The organism is Pseudomonas sp. 8(2025), assembly GCF_052665325.1.
The window spans coordinates 234,221-254,069 of the sequence record NZ_JBQOIE010000004.1 but is presented as its reverse complement, the minus strand read 5'-3'; the positions used below and the strand labels follow the sequence as shown (position 1 = coordinate 254,069).

Annotated in this window: 14 protein-coding genes and 1 riboswitch; of the genes, 6 read left to right on the top strand and 8 right to left on the bottom strand. The window is 62.8% G+C overall.

Annotation, left to right across the window (positions count from 1 at the left end):
• Positions 1–48: 48 nt before the first annotated feature.
• The 5 genes from ACUXVH_RS10770 to ACUXVH_RS10750 all read right to left on the bottom strand — a co-directional run bounded on the left by ACUXVH_RS10770 (position 49) and on the right by ACUXVH_RS10750 (position 7,182).
• Positions 49–1,194, bottom strand: coding sequence for an HNH endonuclease (locus ACUXVH_RS10770; RefSeq protein ID WP_081305200.1), 1,146 nt, complete (start codon positions 1,192–1,194; stop codon positions 49–51).
• On the bottom strand, positions 1,181–3,055 hold the full coding sequence (locus tag ACUXVH_RS10765) for an AAA family ATPase (protein WP_445494799.1): 1,875 nt from the start codon (positions 3,053–3,055) through the stop codon (positions 1,181–1,183). Before ACUXVH_RS10765 ends, ACUXVH_RS10770 begins: the two co-directional genes overlap by 14 nt.
• Entirely contained in the window at positions 3,056–4,711 is a 1,656-nt protein-coding gene (locus ACUXVH_RS10760) for a restriction endonuclease subunit S (protein ID WP_065364043.1), read from the bottom strand.
• Positions 4,708–6,450, bottom strand: coding sequence for a class I SAM-dependent DNA methyltransferase (locus ACUXVH_RS10755; protein WP_065364044.1), 1,743 nt, complete (start codon positions 6,448–6,450; stop codon positions 4,708–4,710). The genes ACUXVH_RS10760 and ACUXVH_RS10755 overlap by 4 nt, the downstream gene beginning before the upstream one ends.
• Positions 6,451–6,561: 111 nt before the next feature.
• Positions 6,562–7,182 (bottom strand): TetR/AcrR family transcriptional regulator, encoded by a 621-nt coding sequence (locus ACUXVH_RS10750; protein WP_445494796.1) that lies wholly within the window; start codon positions 7,180–7,182, stop codon positions 6,562–6,564.
• Between the two features lie 137 nt (positions 7,183–7,319).
• Here ACUXVH_RS10750 and ACUXVH_RS10745 point away from each other — a divergent pair, with 137 nt between their 5' ends.
• Positions 7,320–7,763, top strand: coding sequence for a nuclear transport factor 2 family protein (locus ACUXVH_RS10745; protein WP_011061255.1), 444 nt, complete (start codon positions 7,320–7,322; stop codon positions 7,761–7,763).
• Positions 7,764–7,772: 9 nt separating this feature from the next.
• Here ACUXVH_RS10745 and ACUXVH_RS10740 read toward each other — a convergent pair whose 3' ends face one another.
• Complete coding sequence (locus ACUXVH_RS10740) at positions 7,773–8,033, bottom strand: hypothetical protein (RefSeq protein WP_053151631.1); 261 nt, start codon at positions 8,031–8,033, stop codon at positions 7,773–7,775.
• Positions 8,034–8,251: 218 nt separating this feature from the next.
• On the opposite strand from ACUXVH_RS10740, the gene ACUXVH_RS10735 reads away from it, so the two are divergent.
• The gene (locus tag ACUXVH_RS10735) at positions 8,252–8,593 is read left to right on the top strand and encodes a lipoprotein (RefSeq protein ID WP_015635586.1); all 342 of its coding nucleotides are present in this window, start codon (positions 8,252–8,254) and stop codon (positions 8,591–8,593) included.
• A gap of 9 nt (positions 8,594–8,602) precedes the next feature.
• Here ACUXVH_RS10735 and ACUXVH_RS10730 read toward each other — a convergent pair whose 3' ends face one another.
• Positions 8,603–8,902 (bottom strand): DUF7693 family protein, encoded by a 300-nt coding sequence (locus ACUXVH_RS10730; protein ID WP_065364046.1) that lies wholly within the window; start codon positions 8,900–8,902, stop codon positions 8,603–8,605.
• Between the two features lie 170 nt (positions 8,903–9,072).
• Positions 9,073–11,223, bottom strand: a complete 2,151-nt coding sequence (locus ACUXVH_RS10725) for a TonB-dependent receptor (protein WP_065364047.1) — start codon at positions 11,221–11,223, stop codon at positions 9,073–9,075.
• Positions 11,224–11,333: 110 nt separating this feature from the next.
• A riboswitch (cobalamin riboswitch) is annotated at positions 11,334–11,538 on the bottom strand.
• 363 nt (positions 11,539–11,901) lie between these two features.
• Between ACUXVH_RS10725 and ACUXVH_RS10720 the strand changes: the two genes are divergently transcribed.
• The 4 genes from ACUXVH_RS10720 (at position 11,902) to ACUXVH_RS10705 (ending at position 19,847) form a co-directional block, all read left to right on the top strand.
• Positions 11,902–12,834: an NAD-dependent epimerase/dehydratase family protein gene (locus ACUXVH_RS10720; RefSeq protein WP_011061259.1), complete on the top strand. Its 933-nt coding sequence runs from the start codon at positions 11,902–11,904 to the stop codon at positions 12,832–12,834.
• 78 nt (positions 12,835–12,912) lie between these two features.
• Complete coding sequence (locus ACUXVH_RS10715) at positions 12,913–15,723, top strand: bifunctional glycoside hydrolase 114/ polysaccharide deacetylase family protein (protein WP_015635589.1); 2,811 nt, start codon at positions 12,913–12,915, stop codon at positions 15,721–15,723.
• Positions 15,701–19,297, top strand: a complete 3,597-nt coding sequence (locus ACUXVH_RS10710; protein ID WP_065364048.1) for a tetratricopeptide repeat protein — start codon at positions 15,701–15,703, stop codon at positions 19,295–19,297. The genes ACUXVH_RS10715 and ACUXVH_RS10710 overlap by 23 nt, the downstream gene beginning before the upstream one ends.
• A 28-nt stretch (positions 19,298–19,325) precedes the next feature.
• A complete protein-coding gene (locus tag ACUXVH_RS10705) occupies positions 19,326–19,847 on the top strand; it encodes a transporter (RefSeq protein ID WP_011061262.1) in 522 nt (173 codons plus the stop codon).
• The last annotated feature ends 2 nt before the right edge of the window (positions 19,848–19,849 follow it).

The following is a 19,849-nucleotide window of genomic DNA, read 5'->3' as shown; positions in this document are numbered from 1 at the left end:
GTTCGAGGGGAAAAAGGTTCGCAAGGATGAGTGGGTGTCGACTGAAGTTCAAGTTGTGAGGGGCTTTTTGCGGTCCTCATTCCATGCATCGTCCAGGTCTCGCTTCCAGGCGGCAATTCGTCGTGGGTCACACAAGGCCTTGGCCAAGGCCTGGTGCACTTCATAGTTGGGCTCGGTTTGACTGAGCCCATTGGTCCAGTCCTTCACCTGTTGATAGAGACTTTGGGTCGTCGTTGGGGCATCGTTTTTTCGCTGCCGGGTCAGGATGGACTTGTACAGCTTGCGGTTCTCGCCCTTGAGCTCTCGGGTCCAGCGATCTTCCAGGTGCAGGAGCCTGTTCAAGTTGTGGACCCGTTGCGCATCGGCTGCGCGGGTGCTCTTGAGCATGACGCTGAGCTTGGTGTCGTTGAACTCCAGCTTGAGCGTGCCGGCGGGGTTACGCCTGTAGGGGTGGAACCACTCCTCAAAGGAGCCGCCGCTGTGCACGGGATGTGCAGCCTTGTTCTGTGGACCATTGCACTCGCCGCAGATGGGGACCAGATTCTCCGCACACACCGCCAGCAAGGGGTAGGCACTCTTGGGTATCCAATGGTCGACTTCGACATTGCGCAGCTCACCTCCACACATCACACAGACATGCCGGGCGTCCTGGTCCTTGTCACCCTTGTGAAGCGCAAGAAAGCTGTCGCAAAAGTGCTGGTATTTCAGGAGCGAGCTGCGCTCACCGGTAGGCGTACCGTCGGCAAGGTAGGGCAGTCCGTCTTTAAGCCCCTTGTTGTAGAACGCCTCCATCAGGTCCTGGAGGTTTTTTTGGTGGGCTTTGGCATACGGGTCGCCAGCGAAGGGGTAACCCACTGGCATCGCAGGAGCGATGGGCGCGGCCTCGAAGTATCGGCCAATCCGGCTGGTTGCATTGATCCAGTCACGCAGGCGGTCCTTCTGCGTGTCATTGAGTTCGGCCAGGTGGGCGGCCCGCTCCAGAAGCTTGTGGCGATTGAGCTTCTTGTTCAGAAAGCCCCACAGCCAACGGCTTTCTTCCAGGCTCAGGGGCAGCGTCTGCAAGTCGGCAGCCGTCAATTGCGCTGCCCGGGTCGAAGGCTGGCACAACCACAGGGCAAACACATGCATCATGTTCTGGCATGCCCTCAAGGCGGCGGAGCAGCCGACTGGCTCTATGGGCTTAAGCATCGGCATCACCCCGGCCTTTGTTGGCGGCCTGGAGCTTGTCGATCAAGCCATGCAGATCGGCTTTCAAGTCATCCGACTTCACATGTTCGATCAAGGCATTGAGGGTTCGAGCGTCCTCGGTCTGCTCCCAGTGATTTAGCCGGGCGCGCAGTTCGGAGCGATAAAAACCGGTGCCAAGCCGATTGACCACTGCCCTGAGTTGCTTTATTTGCTCGGCGGTGGGTACCTGCACTTGCTCCACATGGTCGAGAAAGGTTTCGATACGCCGCTGCGCACGGCTACCGATACTGTCTTGCGTGTGAAACAGATTCATCATCAGCGCCCCGGGATCCGTGGCGAAGGTGCGGGTGCTGACCTGATTGGCCGAAGAGCTGCCATCCTCTCCTTTCTTGATAAAGATGATTTCCTCATCGAACACATCCGACAGCACGATGGCCGAATGGCTGGCAATCAGTACGCTGCTGGCATCCTCGCCCATGGCTTGCTCGATATTGCTGACAATCTCGCGCTTCCAGGCGTCGTTGAAGTGGGTTTCCGGCTCATCGAGCAGCAGCAGGGCATCCTGCTGGCCCGCCAGCAGATGGAACAGCGCCCAGCGTCGCAGCACCATCTGCTCGCCATCGGAAAGGTCGGAGTAGCTCATGACCCCACTGTCGTTGGCGAACTCGTCCTCAGGCTTTTCATTGCGCCGCAACGACATTTCGATGCCGTCGATCAGGCCAACGGCCAACCACCGGGACAACTCGTTGAAACGGCTGAACGCACTCTGGTTTGCCTCTCCCAGCATCAGGGTCAGGGCCTGATCCTGAGTGGCCGCCTGCGACAGTTGCGGGTTCAGGTACTGGCTTTTATCTACGGCTGGAACCGGGGCGTCCACATCAAAGTGCAATACCCGCAGGCGATCGCCGGGATCGGGTAGGGCAAGCACCTCGCCGGCCACCAGCAGCAGGTCGTGCATTTTGCTTTGCAAGGCCCGCGGTGCCGCCAGGGCCCGGTGCAGGTCCAATCGCAAGCGCACACTGACGAGCCGATGCCAGCCGGCCTTGGCGAATAACCCGCTTAGCCCGCGATCGTCACCTTCCTGCGGGCGTTGCTGCATTAGGTCCTGCAGGACCACGGCCAGCAGCGCGGCATCCGGACGGCCGTCGCTCAGCAGGATCGGACGATCGAGCTGGTCACTGGCCTCGTCCTTGCCATGGGGCAGGGGAGACTGATCCTGCGGGGCAGGCTCGGTGCCATTCAATGACGCCTCATCCTGGTAGGTCCAGCCAACAGGACGTTCCAGTTCGAAGGGGTATTGCTCATCGGGCTTGAAGCGCAAGGCGCTAGCCACCTGCTCCAGCGGCGGGCGCCAGATGTCCTGCCACGGCCTCCAGGAGCCGGAGGTGTAGGCCAGCACCTTGGGCAGCAGGTCCGTCACGGTTTGCGGATAATCCCCTTCCTTGATTCGTGGCGTGAACAGTGGCAACCGCTCTGTACCCAGTTGTTCGATGAGTGCCTCGAAATCGGCGCTGCCCGCGTTTTTTGCAATGGGCTCGCCCTCTGCCTGCCACAGGCTGGTGGACGCAGCAGTTCCTGAGCTCTTGAAAATGACGCTGCGCAGCTTGCCGCTGGCGACCGTGCCCAGTTCATAGACCAAGGTGAAGGCGAAGCCAGGCAGCCGGCCATCGGCCAGGGCGATATAGATCGAGGCGATGGCGCGCAGCAGATGGCTTTTGCCACTGCCATTGAGGCCCACCACGAAATGGATGGCGCAAGGTTGTGGCTGATCCTGGACCAGGGCTTCCCAGGGCGCATCCTGAGCGAAACACACCTTGAGCTGGCCCAGGGGGGCGTAGAGGTTCAGATTCAAATAACGCAAACGCATTTATTGTCCCTTGTTCGAACGGCTGACGCTGTCGCGAAAGCGCTTTGCATCCTGCATGGCGCTGTCTTCCTCGACGCGCCCCGAGTCGTTGATCCGATAGCTCCTGAATGCCGTCATGAACTCACCCTCGGTGCCTGTACCTGATCCCGGAATGCTCATTTTGCGGATCAGCCCCAGCGCTGCGATCTGTTCCAGGGTTCGGTGCAGGGACACCGTCGATAACCCTGATTGATGTTGTGCAGACACTAGGCTGTGGCAAAAGGCTTCGACCGCATCCTGATCATCTATCACCAAGGGGAACGGCAGTTCACTCAGTTCTTTCCAGACCTGGGACTGGAAGCTCGAGAGCTGGGCGGCGACTGTCGTACGTGCGCTGCGCGAGACACTTCTGACGGGCTCGGGAACCTCGGGCCGCACAGGAAGCACGAGGCGTGGTGGCGATGGCTCCGCAATGCCCCGGGTTTGCTGTTGAGCTCGCCATTTAGCCGAAAGACTGGAGGAAAAGGCCTCCGTCAGCATGGCCTCGCCAAGCCGCCGCGCCGTTTCCAGGGCATCGTTGATCCGCTCGATCGGGACTTTACGTAACAGGTTGACGATCGGCTTTTGCTGGTCGAGAGGGGGTAATGGCAGCTCAAGGCGCTCAAAGAAAGAGCGGTAGATCCGTCCGGGGATGCTTCTTAGTACTGATGCCGGCACATGCTGACGCAGCCACGACAACCTTATGAAGCAGGCCAGATAGTCCGGCAGTAGAACCTTGGTATCAGGGCGTAGCACCTGGAAGGCCGCCGAGGCGAGGGGCGTTGCGTATTCATCAGGGGTGACAGCGAAGGCAATGCCCCGTGACCTGAAGCTCTGATTGAGTGTAAACAGCACGTCATCAGCCTGGACTTCGGCGCAGGTAGGGGGCAGTTCTTCGAGCTTGAGCCTTTGCGGCTCTACCTGACCGGTTATGTGGTCAAAGCTTCGCGGGGAAAACAGCTCTGTCCTGGAAGGCCCCTGGTACTTCTTGGGATGGGCTCCCGCAGGGCTGAACTCGCAGATTGAAGATAACTTGACCCTGGGCCAGGCCTGAGCCTTCTCTCCAGAAACCAACAGTTGCAAGGCCAGAGCATCGGATAGGTCAATGACTTTGTTCAGTGCGTCCTGATAAGGCTCCAGCGAGGCCTTCTGCAGCAGTTGGATAAGGTAGTCCTGCTCTTGCAGCGGTGGCACTGGAATGGACAGGTTTTTGAAAAAACTGAGCGGAATGCTCAGTTGGCTTTGCGTGCCTCTATTGGTGTTCAACGCTGCCTTCTGGACCCAAGGCTGCTGGATGAAGTGCAGCAAGAAAGCAGGGCGTATCTGCGGACCGGCGCGCAGGGCCAGGAAGTATTGAGCAAGGCCAAGTTCGGTGACCAGCCCCGAGACTATTGTCGCTTGCATGGCGTCTCGGCCACGGGTGGCGATCAACACATCCCCATTTTTGAACAGCACGCCCTGGCGGGAAGTCTCGCCATAGGCCTGAATGCTGGAGTTCAGGCTGGGACCCGTCAACTCGGTGATGAGTGACTTGGGAAAGAAGGTCACCGGGGTCTCTGGCTCCGGGCGCTGTATGCGCGGATTCAGCTCGCAAACGTCCAGTAGCCCGACTTCTTTCCAGGAGGGGGGCAGGGTCATTGCACCTCTCCGATCTCGTCTCGCAGCTGGCGCAGTTGTTCAATGACTTTGAGTTCCAACTGCTCTAGCTCATCGATCAACTGCAAGGCTGTGTTCTCACCGGCGGATTTGGGTTGTTCAATGACCTTGTACTCATCAATGTCCAGGCTCCAGTCCTTGGCCTCGATGCAGTCTGGGTCCAGCGAGTCGGGAAATAGAGCTTCGGAACCTCTTAACTTGCGACGTACAGGAACCAGCCATTGTTTGACTTGGGTGCTGCTGCGCTCGATTACGTTATGGAGGGACGTCCAATAAGGACCTTCTTCGGCACCGGCCTGGAAATATAGATCCCTTCCGCGCTCCCAGAGCTCTGCACTCAGTTGACGTCTTCGGAAATGCACGAAGGCATCGAACAAGTCATTGTCCGCGTCAGCGGGCAGCTCCTTGCGCTTGTGGTCCATCGAGAGCCCATCTTGAGTCACCTCGTAAAACCAGACAGCGTCGGTTTGTGGTGGTGCAACGTGTGGCGAGGCCGGCGCTTGATGGTCGGTTACCTTGCGCACCACCAGTATCGCCGCCTTGATCCCGGTGTAAGGATTGAAAATCGCTCCCGGCAACAGAATCACGGCTTCCACTGAATGCCTGGAAAGCAGTTCGCGCCGCAGGTCGATCTGGGCTTGCGAACGGCCAACCAACAGGTTCTGAGGAATGATCAGCGCCGCGCTGCCGCCAACCTGCAACAGGTTCAAGGCGCGCCAGACAAACAGCAGCTCAACCTTATCGGAACGGTTGCCCTGATCATCCCGGGCATAGAAGGGCAGGTAGTTTGCGCCAGCAGCTTCCTGCGGGTCGATCCGGCCGCCAAATGGCAGGTCGCTCAGGACAAAGTCGTAACTCTCTTTCAGCCAGCGGCCCGCAGCCCCTTGAGAGTCACCGGTGACCAGGCTGTTACCTTGCATGCATTGTGGCGACTCGATGTCATGCAGCAGGAGATTGACCCAGCCAATCCGGGCCAGGGTATGGCTGAGGTCGATGCCCACCAGGGAATGGCCGTTATGGATCTGTTTTTTGGTAGCGGCCGACAACCTGGCATGCCTGGATAGCATGTATTGCTGAGCGCTAACCATAAAACCGCCCGTGCCGGCAGCAGGGTCGATGATCCGTTGCCCGGGCAGGGGGGCCAGCAGGGCCACCATGAATCGGGTTATATGTCGCGCGGTGACAAGAGGACCGATGTTGCTGCTGGTCGAGCCTTGGGTAAACAGATACTCGAACACTTCCCCGGGTGAAAACCCTTCCTGGCGCTTCTGCCCGGGGTAGGGAAACAGCTCGTCAATGGCGTGCACCAAGCCCGTGAGAGCCTGGCTTTTGCTCGGGTCGAGCTGAAAGTAGGCGTCACTCAGCATGCCATTCAGGCCCAGACGCTTGACCAGGGATGGATAGTTGCCGATTCGCATTTCCAGGCTGCGCAGCCACGGAAAAATCTGGTCATTCAAGTAAGTGCCAGGGTCTCGATGCATCAGCAATTTCTTCCAGAACGAGTGATGCTTGTTCGGGGGGTGGACCTCATCAGGCATGAGCACTTGAAAGACCGACGGCAGTCCCTCTTCATCGTCCGCAGAGGCAATGTCATCCAGGCGTTTGAGAAATATCAGGCAGGCAATCTGTTCAAGCGTCACGTAGGGCGAGGAGGCCAATCCAGCACCGGAAACCAGGTCCCAGAGCGAAGCAACTTTGTTCTTGATCTCAAGAGGCAGCATCGTAGTCCTTTGCGATAGGGGCTGCTGTGCAGCGAAACGGCGGCAAGTATAAGTGGGCAATGCAATGAGCTGCCGGCAGTCATGGGTGTTTCGAACCAGGCACCGGGCAGTCTATGTCCCTTTTTCGACCTGGAACAGTTGCAGCAAGCCTTGCAGGGTGCTGTCGACGAAGCGCTGGTCGGTGGTGCCGGCGGGAAAAATCAGGACGCGATGGATCACCAGCGACGCCAGGCCGTGGGTATAGGACCAGCCGGCGAGGGCGGCTCGGCGAACCTCGGGTTGCTCCATGTCCAGCTCTAGGACTTCGGCGACGATCCGCCGCAGTTCGCTGAAAGCCTGGTCACGAGCGCCATGCAGTTCAAGGGGCATCTGGCCGTCGGCAAACTCGGGGCCGAACATCAGCTGGTACAGCGCCGGGTTGGCGCGGGCGAAGCTGAAATAGGCCAGGCAGGCGTTGCGCAATGCCTGCAAGCCGTTCTGGGAGCCGTGCGTGGGCAGCTCTTGGGCCAGCTCGCGAAAGCCTTGAGCCGCCAGGTGACCGATGAGCTCCGCGCGATTGGCGTAGTGGTGGTAGGCCGCCGTGGCGCTGACCCCGACCCGTTCGGAAACCGCCCGCAGCGACAGCTTTGTCGGACCCACTTGCTCAAGCATGTGTCGGGCCGCTTTGAGCAACTGTGGTGCCAGATTGCCCACGTGGTAGGCGTCCCGCGACCGCGGGGAGTGCTTGGTCATGTCAGGAGGGCCCCGAATGGCTTCGACTGGAAGGCGGAAAAACGCCGGAATCCTATCATGGGCAACAATCTTGACGATGCTAAGATTGGCTCGTAGCCTGGGCACCACTACAACAAGACAACCCCAGGATCAATCCCATGTCCGAACTCAAGCTTCAGCCTCAGGCCCACGCATCCTTGCAACGCTGGCACGCCATGGTCGCCGAGCAAGACCTGCGTGACTTGCCCGAACTGCTGGACCCCAAGGTGGTGTTTCGCTCGCCCATGGCTCATACCGCCTACCCGGGAGCCCAGGTCGTGGCGACCATCCTTGGCACGGTGCTCAATGTCTTCGAGGCATTCGCCTATCACCGTGAGCTGGCCACCGCCGATGGCCTGAACGTGGTGCTGGAGTTCAGTGCTCGAGTCGGCGACAAACAGGTCAAGGGCATCGACATGATCCGCTTTGACGAGGGCGGCAAGATTGTCGAGTTCGAAGTCATGGTGCGCCCCATGAGCGGATTGCAGGCCCTGGGAGAGGAAATGGGCAAGCGTTTGTCCAGCTATCTTGCTGCCAGCAAGGGCGCGCTGCCGGCGCCCTGATACTGCGGGTTATTCGAGTGTTTCACCGGCGTCCGGGGTCAGCCATGTCTCCAGCACCCGCCGGTCCAGCTCTTCCCAGTCGGCCATGCCCAGGACCCGGGTGGTGTTCAGGCCACGCAGGTAGCCACGCAATTGATAGGCGGCGATCCGCAGGCTTTGCGGGTCGGCGCTGCTGTCACCCAGCACCTGTTCGTACTCCACCAGGTAGTCCGCCACCCGCTCACGGAATTCCGGGAGGACGGCGTCGCGAATCAAGTCAAAGGTGCGCATGGGGAATTCCTTTTTTTAGTTGTAGTCGGGCTGCCAGGCAGTCTGCCCGGGGGGCAACTATCGGTTCAAGTAATAGTGACAATCAAGCAACGCAAGTTCTGCTTTGGGCGCCAACCATGGACAATCGCCCCCGACCCAAAACCATGACCGCAACGGCAGCGCCCGTGACGCTGAACCGTTGCGCACCGAACCAGGCTGTACATTTTCAGGACTTACCGATGCGCCCTCTATTTGCTCCCGCCATGACCCTGGCCACCTTGCTGCTGGCCGGTTGCGCCACCGCGCCCAACGACCCGACCCTGGTCATGCAGACCCGGAAAACCCCGGCCGAATATGCCGAGTGCGTGGTGCCCAAGCTGCAAGGCAACGCCCAGAGCCCGACGGTTTCCCAGACCCAGCGCGGTTTTCGCATTGTCGTTGCCAGCAAGGTGGCGGCAGACAACGTACTGGAAGCCTACAAGGCGCCCAATGGCGGCAAGGTGTTCCTCTACGAGCGGCACTTGCTGGCCTCCAGCTTCGCCCCGTCGAGCTTCGAACGCGCGGCCCAGGAATGCCTGTAGCCAGCCGTGTTAAACCGCCTCTTTCAGTAACTTCTCGATCTGCGCCAGCTCCCAGGTACTGAGCAGGCTCACCGGGTCGGTGCCGAAGCGTTGCCGCGTATCGAGCTGCCAGACATCGCCTTCGGCGCTGCGGCAGCTCTGGCAGTGATGCAGATGCCGGCCATCGAAATCCAGCAGCAACTGCCAACCCTCGATATCCACCTGCACCTGGCCAGCGCCCGAATGGCTGGCGCTGGGCCGTAGGGGGTAAACGCCAAGGGCGGCATCGCGCAGGCGCTGGCAGACATCTCGGGCATTCAGGCAGGGCATGGGGCTCTCGCGGGCAGTGCAGGGACAAAGGCGCTCAGCATATCCATCGACTGCGTGGGTGCAAGTGCCGATTGGTCGCTGTCCGACGCTGGCCCGGGCCAGTGGCTGGCGAACTCACTGCACGCCTGAAATGGCGCCGCAAAGCCCTGGGCCTTGCGGCAACCCCTTGATCAGAAGCTGTAGTCGGCGGTGACGAACAACGAGCGCGGTTCACCCATCAGCCATTGCTGGCCGCTGTTCTGTTGCGCCGCGGCATAACGCCGGTCCAGCAGGTTGTTCACCTGCAGGCCCAGGCGCACATCGGGCAGGGCCTGCCAGCCGAGGTTGGCATCCAGCACCGTGTAGCCGGGTACATCGACGCTATTGGCGGTGTTGGCATAACGCGCATCGACGTAGCGCAGGCCCATGCCGGCTTCCAGGCTCGGGGCCAGGGCCTTGTTCAGCCACAGGTTGGCGGTGCGTCGCGGCACGTTGGTAGGGCGATTGCCGGCCCGGGACACCGCTTTGCCAGAGACCACCTCATCGAAGTCATCGTACTCGGCGCGCACCACCGAGGCGTTGGCCGAGACTTGCCAGCCGTGATCCAGGGCCAGCTCCAGCGAGGCTTCCAGGCCGTCGGCGGATTGCTGGCCGACCTGCTGCGCCAGGCGGGTCACCGGATCGGTGGTCAAGAGCTTTTTCTTGACGATGTGGTAGGCCGCCAGGGTCCATTCGCCACGGCCGTTCCAGAACTGCTGCTTGAGCCCGAACTCGGTCTGCTTGGCTTCGGTCAGGTCCATCTGCAACTGGCTCGGGTTGAGGCTGATCAGGTTGCTGACCCCGTCTTCACTGGTGGAGTACTGGCCGTACAGCGACAGTTGATCGGTGACCGCGAACACCAGGCCGGCGCGCCAGTTGCCGCCGGTGAGGCTGCGATCGGTGCGGGTGCCGGCGCGCAGATCACTGCGATCGATATGGTTCTGGTCGCGGCGGATGCCGGTCACCAGCGACCAGCGCTCCGACAGTTGCAGGCGGTTTTCCGCAAACAGGGCGAAAGTGCGGGTGCTGCTGTCGGTCTGGGGCGAGAAGGGCGAGCGGCTCTGGAAGTAGCCCGGTGCCGGGTTCCACGGGTCGATGTAGTCGCTACCGATATCCTTGTAGGGCGAGTTGTTGGCCACGCCGAAGCGAATCCTGTTGTACTCCAGGCCGATCACGGTCCTGCTGTCCAGGCCGAACAGCGAGTGGTTGAAGGTGAAGCTCTGGCGATCGCCGATCTGCTCCTGATCGTGCTTGATCTCCAGGTAGTCGCCGCGCAGCAACTGCTCCCGGGAGCTGACCCAGTTGTAGGCTTCGGCGTTGCGCCAGTGGCGGCGGCTCTTGATGTAGTAGAGCTGGTTGTTGGCGCTGAGGTTGTCGCTCAGGGTCCAGTCGGTGTTGAGCCGGGTCCATTCGTCGTTGTAGCGCTGCACGGCGTTGCGCAGGTTGTAGTTCTTGTCCCGCAGGCTGTCGCGGTATTGGCCGGCAATCAGCGGCGTGCCGAAATAGCTGGCGGGTTCGCTTTCACCGCGTTCATGGGCCAGGGTGAAACCGAGGTCGTCGGTGGCTTGCCAGCGTAACGCCGCGCTGAGTGCCAGGCTGCGTGACTGGCCCTGGTCGACCCAGCCATTGCTCTGTTGCTGGTTCAGGGTCAGGCGGTAGCTCAGGGTATCGGTCAGCGAGCCGCCGCTGTCCAGGCCCAGTTGCTGGCGATCATGGGAGCCATAGCCCAGGCGCAGGTGGTTGTGGATCTCACCGTCGAAGGGCTTCTTGGCAATCACGTTGATCACCGCGCCGGTGGCGCCTTCCCCGTACAGCACCGAGGCCGGGCCGCGGATCACGTCGATGCGCTCGACCATCCACGGGTCCACCGGGAAGGTCTGGCTGCCGGCGCCGGTGTACAGGCGCGCGCCGTCGAACAGGGTCATCACCGAGGAGTGCCCGGTAAAGCCGCGGGCCGACAGTGCGGTATTGCCGTTGCCCGGGGTGGCGATGCTGGTGATGCCGGGGGAGCGGGTAACGGCATCCTGCACCGTGAGGTTGTTGCGGTTGCTGATGGCGTCGTTGCCCAGGCTGCTGGTGCTGGCCGGAGTCTCCAGGGCCGTGAGGTTCAGCCGCGAGCCGGCGGGCAGGGGCGTGTCCAGAGAGGTTTGCGGGGCGCTGGAGACTCCGTTCACTTGGGTCTCGGGCAAGACCAGGGAGGTTTTCTGTTCAGCCAAGGCCAGCGCCGGGTAGGCCATGCAAGGCAGGAGGGTGAAACACAGCGAGGGGCTCGCCAGGTGTTGCAGCAAGGAGGTGCGGGACATGCGATTCCTACTACTTGTAAGGAATGAATGAATCCCGGAGGGAACAACGCATAGGGAATCGCGGGCAGCCGCGCCCACGAAAACCGGACTGCGCCCGCCCACCGCGGGGTTGTCAAACGAAGTTGCAGGCCGGTCTCCGGGCTTGCGAGGGTCATGAGGCATTCACCTTCCCATGCCTTGGCACAGTGGTCTGTCGAATGCTTCGCTCGCTTACCGTTGCGGGGGCAGCGCCGGACTGATCATCGAAATGACGCACCGGCTTCCCGTTTAACCCCATGCACGGCGGCATGGGACACCTGAAACTGGCGCGCATATGAGCACTGCCGAGCCCTTGCGTCAATGGCATGTGGCCAGCTACGGCGGCGGTTTCAGCGCTTTATGTTGGGAAAGTCAATATATTGACCTATTTTTCCTGGCGCTTAAATAATCGACAAATATCGACGCATTATTGACGATTTTGCTTTTCTGACCCAGTATGTCGGCGCTGAGCGATTGATTATCTTGAGTTTTTTTTTGACGCCAAAGCTCTGAACTCTGCTCCGAAAAAAGGCGAAACAGCCTATGGGGCAGAGCAGCCAAACAAAACATGATGGCCAGGATGGCAAGTAGCCAGGGCTGATCCGTTGGCTGTGCTAGCTTCAGACGGCGTAGCCGCGGTTTTTCTCTTTGGAATGATCTATGTCTGCCGAACGGATACTGGTTACTGGGGGCGCTGGTTTTATCGGTTCTCACCTCGTGGATGCACTGCTGGCCAAGGGTTATGCGGTGCGGGTTCTGGACGACCTTTCCACGGGCAAGGTCGGCAATCTGCCCATGGGCGATGCTGGCCTGGAACTGCTGGTGGGGGATGCCGCCGATGCGGCACTCCTGGCGGATGCCGTTCAGGGCTGCGATGCCGTGGTGCATCTGGCTGCTGTGGCGTCGGTCCAGGCTTCGGTCGAAGACCCGGTGGCCACCCACCAGAGCAATTTCATCGCCACCCTGCGCCTGTGCGAGGCGATGACCGCGGCCGGTATCCGCCGCGTGGTGTTCGCCTCCAGTGCTGCGGTCTATGGCAATAACGGCGAGGGCACGCCGATTGCCGAAGACACCCCTAAATCTCCCCTCACGCCCTACGCGGCGGACAAGCTCGCCAGCGAGTACTACCTGGACTTCTACCGCCGCCAGCATGGGCTGGAACCGGTGATCCTGCGCTTTTTCAATATCTTCGGCCCGCGCCAGGACCCTTCATCGCCGTATTCCGGGGTGATCAGCATTTTCAGCGAGCGGGCCAAGGCCGGGCGGCCCATCACCCTGTTCGGCGATGGCGGGCAGACCCGCGACTTCGTCTATGTCGCGGACCTGGTGAAGATCCTGGTGCAGGGCCTGGAATGCCCCGCGCCGGCAGCCGATGCCACCAATGTCGGGCTCGGCGGGGTGACCACCCTCAACGATCTGATTGGCGCCCTGCAGCAGATCAGCGGCAAGCCGCTGCAGGTGAGCCACGGCGCGACCCGCTCCGGGGATATCCGCCATTCCAAGGCCGACAACCGCCGCTTGCGCGAGCGCTTCGACCTGGGCACGCCCAGCAGCCTGGCCGAGGGCCTGGAACGGCTTTACCGCAGCCTTTAGTTCGTTGCCTTAGGGGCGCGCCATGGCGGCTGCCCTAGAGCCTGATGTTGTGCAGATTGATCTACTGAAGAGTGAGTTATGGATATCGAGTTTCGCAGGGGGCATGTCTGCAAAGTGGTTCGACGCCTGTTTACCGCATTGGCCTTGTGTGCCACCAACACCCTGGTGCAGGCCGCGCCCGCGGCGCCCGCCAGTGTCGGGTTCTGGTACGCCGAGCAGCCACCCTTGCAGGAGCTGGCGCAGTTCGAATGGGCAGTGGTCGAGCCCGGCCATATGGCCAGCGCCGATGTCGCCACCTTGCGCAAGCTCGGCAGCCAGCCGTTCGCCTACCTGTCGGTAGGGGAGTTCGACGGCAACCGCGCTGCCCTGGCCAAGCAGGCCCTGGCCCAGGGCGCGAGCCCCGTGCGCAACAAGGCCTGGGATAGCCAGGTGATGGACATCGCCACCCCGGCCTGGCGCGAACACCTGTTCAAGCGTGCCAAGGCGCTGCAGGACCAGGGCTACGCCGGCCTGTTCCTGGACACCCTGGACAGTTTCCAGTTGCTCCCCGAGGCCGATCGCGAACCGCAACGCAAGGCCCTGGCCTCGTTCCTGCGGGAACTGCACAGCCGGCTGCCCAACCTCAAGCTGTTCTTCAACCGGGGCTTCGAGGTACTGGGCGAGCTCGATGGCGTCGCCTCGGCCGTGGCGGTGGAATCCATCCACGCCGGCTGGGATGCCTCGGCCAAGCGTTACCGCCCGGTTTCCGAAGCCGACCGCACCTGGCTTGAAGGCGAACTCAAGCCGCTGCGCGCACGCAACATCCCGCTGGTGGCCATCGATTACCTGCCGGCCAACCGTCGGGAAGAGGCACGCAAGCTGGTCCGGCAATTGAGCCAGGAAGGCTTTATACCGGTGGTCACCACCCCGGACCTCAACGCCCTGAGCATGAGCACCGTGGAAGTCCAGCCGCGGCGCATCGCCATGCTCTATGACCCGCGCGAAGGGGAACTCTACGATCACGCCGGGCACCGCATGCTCGGTGGCCTGCTGGAATACCTGGGTTACCGGGTGGACTACTTCCCGGTGGACGACAGCCTGCCTGCCTACAGCTTCGCCGGCCTTTACGCCGGGGTGGTGCTGTGGATGACCAGCGGCCCGCCCGAGGACAGCCGTGCCTTCTATAGCTGGGTCGGCCAGCGCCTGGATGAGCAGGTGCCCCTGGCGATCATGGCCGGCCTGCCGATCGAGGACCGGGCGCTGCTCAAGCGCCTGGGGCTGAACCTGGCGGCGCCGGGGGCTCGCGATGCCCTGCATGTGCTGAGCCAGGACAAGAGCCTGATCGGCGCCTTCGAGGCCCCGGTGGTGGCGCGCAGCCGTGAACTGACCCGCGTGAGCCTGCTGCCCGACGGGCCGAAACCAGCCCTGGTGCTGGGCGATGACAAGGGCGGCAAGTACGTCCCGGTGGCCACCGCCGCCTGGGGCGGCATGGCCCTGGCCCCCTATGTGGTGGAGGCCAATGTGGAGCGCAGCCGCTGGATCCTCGACCCGTTCGCCTTTATCCAGAAGGCCCTGCGCCTGCCGTCCCAGCCACGACCGGACACCACCACCGAGAACGGTCGGCGGATCGCCACGGTGCATATCGACGGTGACGGTTTCCCGTCCCATGCCGAAGTGCGTGGCACCCCGTATTCCGGGCGCCAGGTGCTGGACGACTACATTCGTCCCAACCCGTTCCTGACCTCGGTCTCGATCATCGAAGGCGAAGTCGGGCCCAAGGGCATGTCGCCGTTCCTGGCGCGGGAGCTGGAGCCCATCGCCCAGGAGATCTTCGCCGACCCCAAGGTCGAAGTGGCCACCCACACCTACAGCCACCCGTTCTACATGCAGCCGGAGAAGGCCAAGAAGGACGAGGATTTCCACGCCGAATACGGCCTGCGCCTGAATATCCCGGGGTACAAGACCCTGGATTACAAGCGCGAGATCCTCGGCTCGCGGGACTACATCAACAGCCGCCTGACCACCGCGCAGAAACCGGTGAAGCTGGTCTTCTGGCCGGGGGATGCGCTGCCCAGCGCCGAGACCATCAAGCTGGCCTACGACGCCGGGCTGAAAAACGTCAACGGCGGGCAGACCATCCTGACCAAGGCCAACTCATCGCTCACCGGCCTGTACCCGCTGTTGCGGCCGACCTCGGGCGGCTTGCAGTACTACGCTCCGGTGATCAACGAGAACATGTACACCAACCTCTGGAAAGGCCCGTACTACGGCTTTCGCGATGTGATCGACACCTTCGAGCTGACCGACAGCCCACGGCGCCTGCGCGGCATCCACCTGTACTACCACTTCTATTCGGGCACCAAGCAGGCGTCGATCAAGGCCATGACCGACATCTACCAGTTCATGCGTGGCCAGCAGCCGCTGTCATTGTGGATGAGTGACTACCTGGACCGGGTCCACGGCCTGTACCAGGCAAGCCTGGCGCGGACCGCCAATGGCGACTGGCAGGTACGCGGCATGGACGGCCTGCGCACCTTGCGCCTGGACCCGGCGCTGGGTTGGCCGGACCTCGGCCGCTCGGTGGGGGTGGCCGGGGTGCGCGACTTGCCCCAGGGGCGCTATGTAGCCTTGAGCAGCGATCATGCGCTGTTGGCCCTGCGCCCCGAGCGCGATCCGCGCCCGGCACTGGAGCTGGCCAATATTCCCCTGCGCGACTGGCGCTATGTCAATGACCGGCAGGTGAGCTTCTCCTTTGCCGGCCAGTTCAACCTGGAATTCTCGGTGCGTTCGGCCAGCGCCTGTCGGGTCGAGGTCCAGGGCCAACGCTACGCCGGCAAGTCCGAACAGGGCCTGTGGCATTTCCAACTTCCCATGAAGCAGGTGAGTGATGCCCAACTCCTCTGCAACTAAGGCCAAGGCGCCCAGCGCGCGGCTGCTCAACCCCTGGGCCTTGCTGCTGGTGGCGATCGCCGTCGGCGTGCTGCTGTGGGCAACCTTTCGCAATGAAGAGGCGTTCCGCCCCAAGGGCGGGCAGCCGGACGAAGTGTCGGCCAGCTACGCCGAGGTGCTGCTGGCCGCACACCCGGAAAACAATGAGCTGCGCACCCAGCTGCTCGACCTGCTGATTCAGCTGGGGGACTACCCCAAGGCGGAAAAACACCTGGCCCAGTGGCAGCGGCCCGATCCGGCGCTCAAGGCCTACTACCGCTTGCAGCTCGACGCCCTGGCGCTGAACAACAGCACCGACAGCGCGGCCCTGCAGGCCCTGGCCGAACGTTTCAAGGCCTTTGACTACAAGCCGCTGCCATCGCCGCAACTGGAGCGCCTGGCCACTTTGGCCCTGAGCGCCCAGGCCCCGGGGCTGGCGGCGGATGCCTATGCCGAGCTGGCGCGGCGCGACCCGACACGGCGCGAACAGTGGCTGCCTGAAGCCGCCAAGTGGTACCAGGCCAGCGAACAGCCGGGGCGCGCGGCCGATCTCTATGTGCAGTTGCTCGATGCCAGCCAGACCCCCGAGGCGCGTCGGCAGTTTCTGCAACAGGCCTTCACCACCCTGGTGGCGGCCGATCGCGGCGATCAGGCAGTGGAGCTGCTGGCCCGAGAGCTGGCCGCACAGCCGGACGTGGAATTCGAGCCGGCGCTGCTGGACCGCGGCGTGGATGTGGCCGTGGCGCACAACCGCGTGGACCTGGCGGAACAGTTCTTCAGTGCCTGGCGCAAGGTGCAGCCCGACAGCCCGGAAATCCTCGCCAAGGAATTCAAGCAGCGCCTGGCCTTCGGTGACCTGGCCGGCGCCCATGCGGTGGGCCTGCAACTGCTCGAACAGCGGCCGGATGACCCGCAGTTGCTGGAGCAGATGGCCCATCTCGCCGAATGGCAGGGCGACTCCGCCGCCGCCCTGGGCTACTGGATCAGCCTGAGCACGCTAAGCAAGGACCCGGCGCAGTTCGAGCACACCTGGCGCCTGGCGATGCAGACCTACGACTTCGACCGGGGCATCCCACTGCTGGCGGGGATCATGGACAGCCGCGCCCTGACCAACGTCGAGCTCGATGCCCTGGTCTATGCGCAAGAGTCCAGGGGGACGCCCGAGGAGGCAGAAAAGTGGCTGCGCCGCTATGTCGCCAAATACCCGAAACAGCGTCTGGCCTGGGTGCGCCTGTTGCAGAACCTGGAAAACACCGAGCAGTACCCGCAGCGCCTGGTGGTCTGGAACCAGTTCGCCAAGCGCTATCCGCTCACCAGCACCGAACGTGTGGACTGGGCCAACAACCACCTCAAGCTGTTCGATAGCCGGGGGGCCTGGAAAGTCATCACCGCGGTGGATGGCAACAAGATCAAGGACTTCAACTACTGGCAGTCCCGCGCCGCCCTGGCCTGGGACCTGGAGCTGGACGACGAGCTGCAGCTGGCGCTGGAGAAGATGTTGGCGATCAAGGGCTCGCTCAATACAGGCGACGAAAGCGAGCTGATTGCCCTGTATCGCACCCGCGATCCGCGCAAGGCCCTGCAATTGACCGTCGACAGCTGGCGCCAGGGCCACAGCCCGCAGCGCCTGGTGGCCGCCCTGCAACTGGCCCAGGAGCTCCAGGACTGGCCTCTGGTGGTCGATTTGCTCAAGGAGGCCGAGCAGTACCCGGGGGCCAGCGACCAGTCCCAGGTGCTGGCCGCCCGCGCCGCGCTGGCGGTGCAGCAGGGCCAGACCGATCTGGCCCTGCGCCTGTATCAACAGGGCTTGAGCCGCTTCCCGGACGACAACACCTTCCGTGAGCGGCTGCTGTGGCTGTATGTCGATCTGGGCCGCACGGGCGAGATCAAGCCGCTGTTGCAGCAATGGCGCTCCCTGGCCCGCAGTGACAGCAGCCTGTGGCTGCCGTTCGCCGCCGCCAGCCAGTTGCTCGGGCGCAATACCGAGGCCCTGGCCTGGTATCGCCTGTACTTGCAGGCCAACCCCCGGGACTGGATGGTCCAGGCCGCCTATGCCGATGCCCTGGAGGGCGCCGGTTATGCCGATTCGGCCCAGCGCTTGCGCCTGCGGCTCGATCGCCAGGTCAGCCCGGAGCAGATCCGCGCCACGCCCCAGGGCTATGCCACCTGGCTGCGCCTGCTGGCCAGCAGCTATTCGTCACGCAAGGCGCAGAACAAGGCCATGCAATGGCAGGACGGCTCCAAGCCGATGCTGCAGCTGTGGTTCGATCAGTTCCTCGCGCGCCTGGATGACCTCAATCAGTCGGCGCAAAAGGATGAGTGGCTGGCCTGGGCCCGCAGCCGCGGCCTGAAGGTCAGCCGCTACGAGCAGATCCAGGAAGCCCTGCGCGGCAGCAATCGCCAGGCCCTGGAGCGCCTGGTGGCCAGCGGCGACCTGGACCCGGCGCAGCAGGTCGAGGCCTTGAACAGCCTGGGTCGCAGCGGCGAAGCGCTGGCGGTGGGCCTTTCGGCACTGGGTGACGAGCAACCGGCGGCGCTGCGCGAGCAACTGCGCCGCCAGGCCATCGAGATGACCGAGCGCACGCCCCAGGGTATGCAAATCGCCTGGGAGCGCCAGGACTACGGCGGCCTGGTGTTCAACGGCCCGCGCCTGACCGCCGCGCGCTATCTGAACGACAACTGGTACGCCAAGCTGGTCCTGGAGCAGGGCCGCTACAGCGGCGATGTACTGGATGAGTCGCGCCTGGGCAATGAGACCAACACCGAACTGACCTTGCAGCGCCAGCTGGAGAACGGCAACTACAAGCTGATCTTCGACAGCAGCCTGCGCAAGGACGATGACCGCAACGGCTTGGGTGCCAGCCGCACCTGGCAACTGGACAGCGGCAACGAGCTGGACGTCGGTGCCGACTGGCACCGCAAGAACGAGGACAGCGGATACATGCGCACCTTCGGCCAGCAGGATGATGTCTGGGTGGGCGGCCGGCATCGCTATTCGGCCCGTGACCAGTTGTCCTGGAACCTGGCCCAGCGCTGGTTCTCGACCCGCGGCGGCGATGACCTGGGCAGCGGCCAGGCGTTGAAGATCGAGTTCGACCACACCTTGCAGTTCGAAGGGCCGAACTGGGAATTGCGCAGCGGTATCGACTACCAGCAGAACAGCCTGAACAACCGTTCGCTGCCCGACCTGGCCAATACCCTGGGCGGAGGCATCGATCTGGCCGGGGCCGATCTCGACAATCCGGAGCAGATCACCAGCCAGACCCTGCTGCAGAAGCGCTACGGCCAGCTGTTCTTCGGCAGTTCCTGGCGGCGCGGTTTCCCGGGGGCGCTGAACCGCACGCGGGGGCAATACACCTGGCTGGTGGATGTCAGCACCGGCTGGCAGTGGACCGACAACACCATCAACTACGCCATCAGTACCGGTGTCGGCACCGAGGTGATAGGGGATGACGAATTGGCAGTGACTTTTGGCTACCAGTCCGCGCCGCAAGGCGGGGCAGGCAAGTCCGGGGGCACTGCAGGTGTCAGCTACAGCGTGCGTTTCGGACGCTGATCATGGAATTCAAAGAGGAGTAAACCTTATGCAATCCATTCGTTGCGTGAGTCTGGCAATGGTCGCCTTGCTGATGGCCGGGTGCAGCAGCTTCACCGGGCAAAGCAGCCCCGAGTTGTCCAAGAGTGCGCGCTGGGGCGTGCTGCCGCTGGTCAATTATTCCCAGACACCCCAGGCCGGCGAGCGCAGTGAGCAGATTCTGCTCAGCGTGCTGAGCAGCCGCGGCCTGCAACCCCAGGTCTACACCGGTACGGCGGGGCAGGGCGAACAGGCCCTGCTCGACGACAACGAGCGCCTGGCCGGGGCCATGGACTGGGCCCGGGAGCAGAAGCTCGACTATGTGGTGTCCGGCAGCGTCGAGGAGTGGCAGTACAAGAACGGCCTGGATGGCGAACCGGCGGTGGGCATCAGCCTGCGGGTGGTCGAGGCCGGTACCGGCAAGGTGCTGTGGAGCAATAGCGGGGCCCGCGCCGGCTGGTCCCGGGAAAGCCTGGCCGGGGCCGCCCAGAAGGTGCTCGACAAGCTTGTCGGTGGCCTTCGGATCGAGTGACT

Excerpts from the sequence above, each read along its gene's own strand:
- ACUXVH_RS10770 (WP_081305200.1), bottom strand. The coding sequence starts at position 1,194 with ATGCCGATGCTTAAGCCCATAGAGCCAGTCGGCTGCTCCGCCGCCTTG.
- ACUXVH_RS10710 (WP_065364048.1), top strand. The coding sequence starts at position 15,701 with ATGCCCAACTCCTCTGCAACTAAGGCCAAGGCGCCCAGCGCGCGGCTG.
- ACUXVH_RS10720 (WP_011061259.1), top strand. The coding sequence starts at position 11,902 with ATGTCTGCCGAACGGATACTGGTTACTGGGGGCGCTGGTTTTATCGGT.
- ACUXVH_RS10760 (WP_065364043.1), bottom strand. The coding sequence starts at position 4,711 with ATGACCCTGCCCCCCTCCTGGAAAGAAGTCGGGCTACTGGACGTTTGC.
- ACUXVH_RS10750 (WP_445494796.1), bottom strand. The coding sequence starts at position 7,182 with ATGACCAAGCACTCCCCGCGGTCGCGGGACGCCTACCACGTGGGCAAT.
- ACUXVH_RS10755 (WP_065364044.1), bottom strand. The coding sequence starts at position 6,450 with ATGCTGCCTCTTGAGATCAAGAACAAAGTTGCTTCGCTCTGGGACCTG.
- ACUXVH_RS10725 (WP_065364047.1), bottom strand. The coding sequence starts at position 11,223 with ATGTCCCGCACCTCCTTGCTGCAACACCTGGCGAGCCCCTCGCTGTGT.
- ACUXVH_RS10735 (WP_015635586.1), top strand. The coding sequence starts at position 8,252 with ATGCGCCCTCTATTTGCTCCCGCCATGACCCTGGCCACCTTGCTGCTG.
- ACUXVH_RS10740 (WP_053151631.1), bottom strand. The coding sequence starts at position 8,033 with ATGCGCACCTTTGACTTGATTCGCGACGCCGTCCTCCCGGAATTCCGT.
- ACUXVH_RS10745 (WP_011061255.1), top strand. The coding sequence starts at position 7,320 with ATGTCCGAACTCAAGCTTCAGCCTCAGGCCCACGCATCCTTGCAACGC.
- ACUXVH_RS10715 (WP_015635589.1), top strand. The coding sequence starts at position 12,913 with ATGGATATCGAGTTTCGCAGGGGGCATGTCTGCAAAGTGGTTCGACGC.
- ACUXVH_RS10730 (WP_065364046.1), bottom strand. The coding sequence starts at position 8,902 with ATGCCCTGCCTGAATGCCCGAGATGTCTGCCAGCGCCTGCGCGATGCC.
- ACUXVH_RS10765 (WP_445494799.1), bottom strand. The coding sequence starts at position 3,055 with ATGCGTTTGCGTTATTTGAATCTGAACCTCTACGCCCCCCTGGGCCAG.
- ACUXVH_RS10705 (WP_011061262.1), top strand. The coding sequence starts at position 19,326 with ATGCAATCCATTCGTTGCGTGAGTCTGGCAATGGTCGCCTTGCTGATG.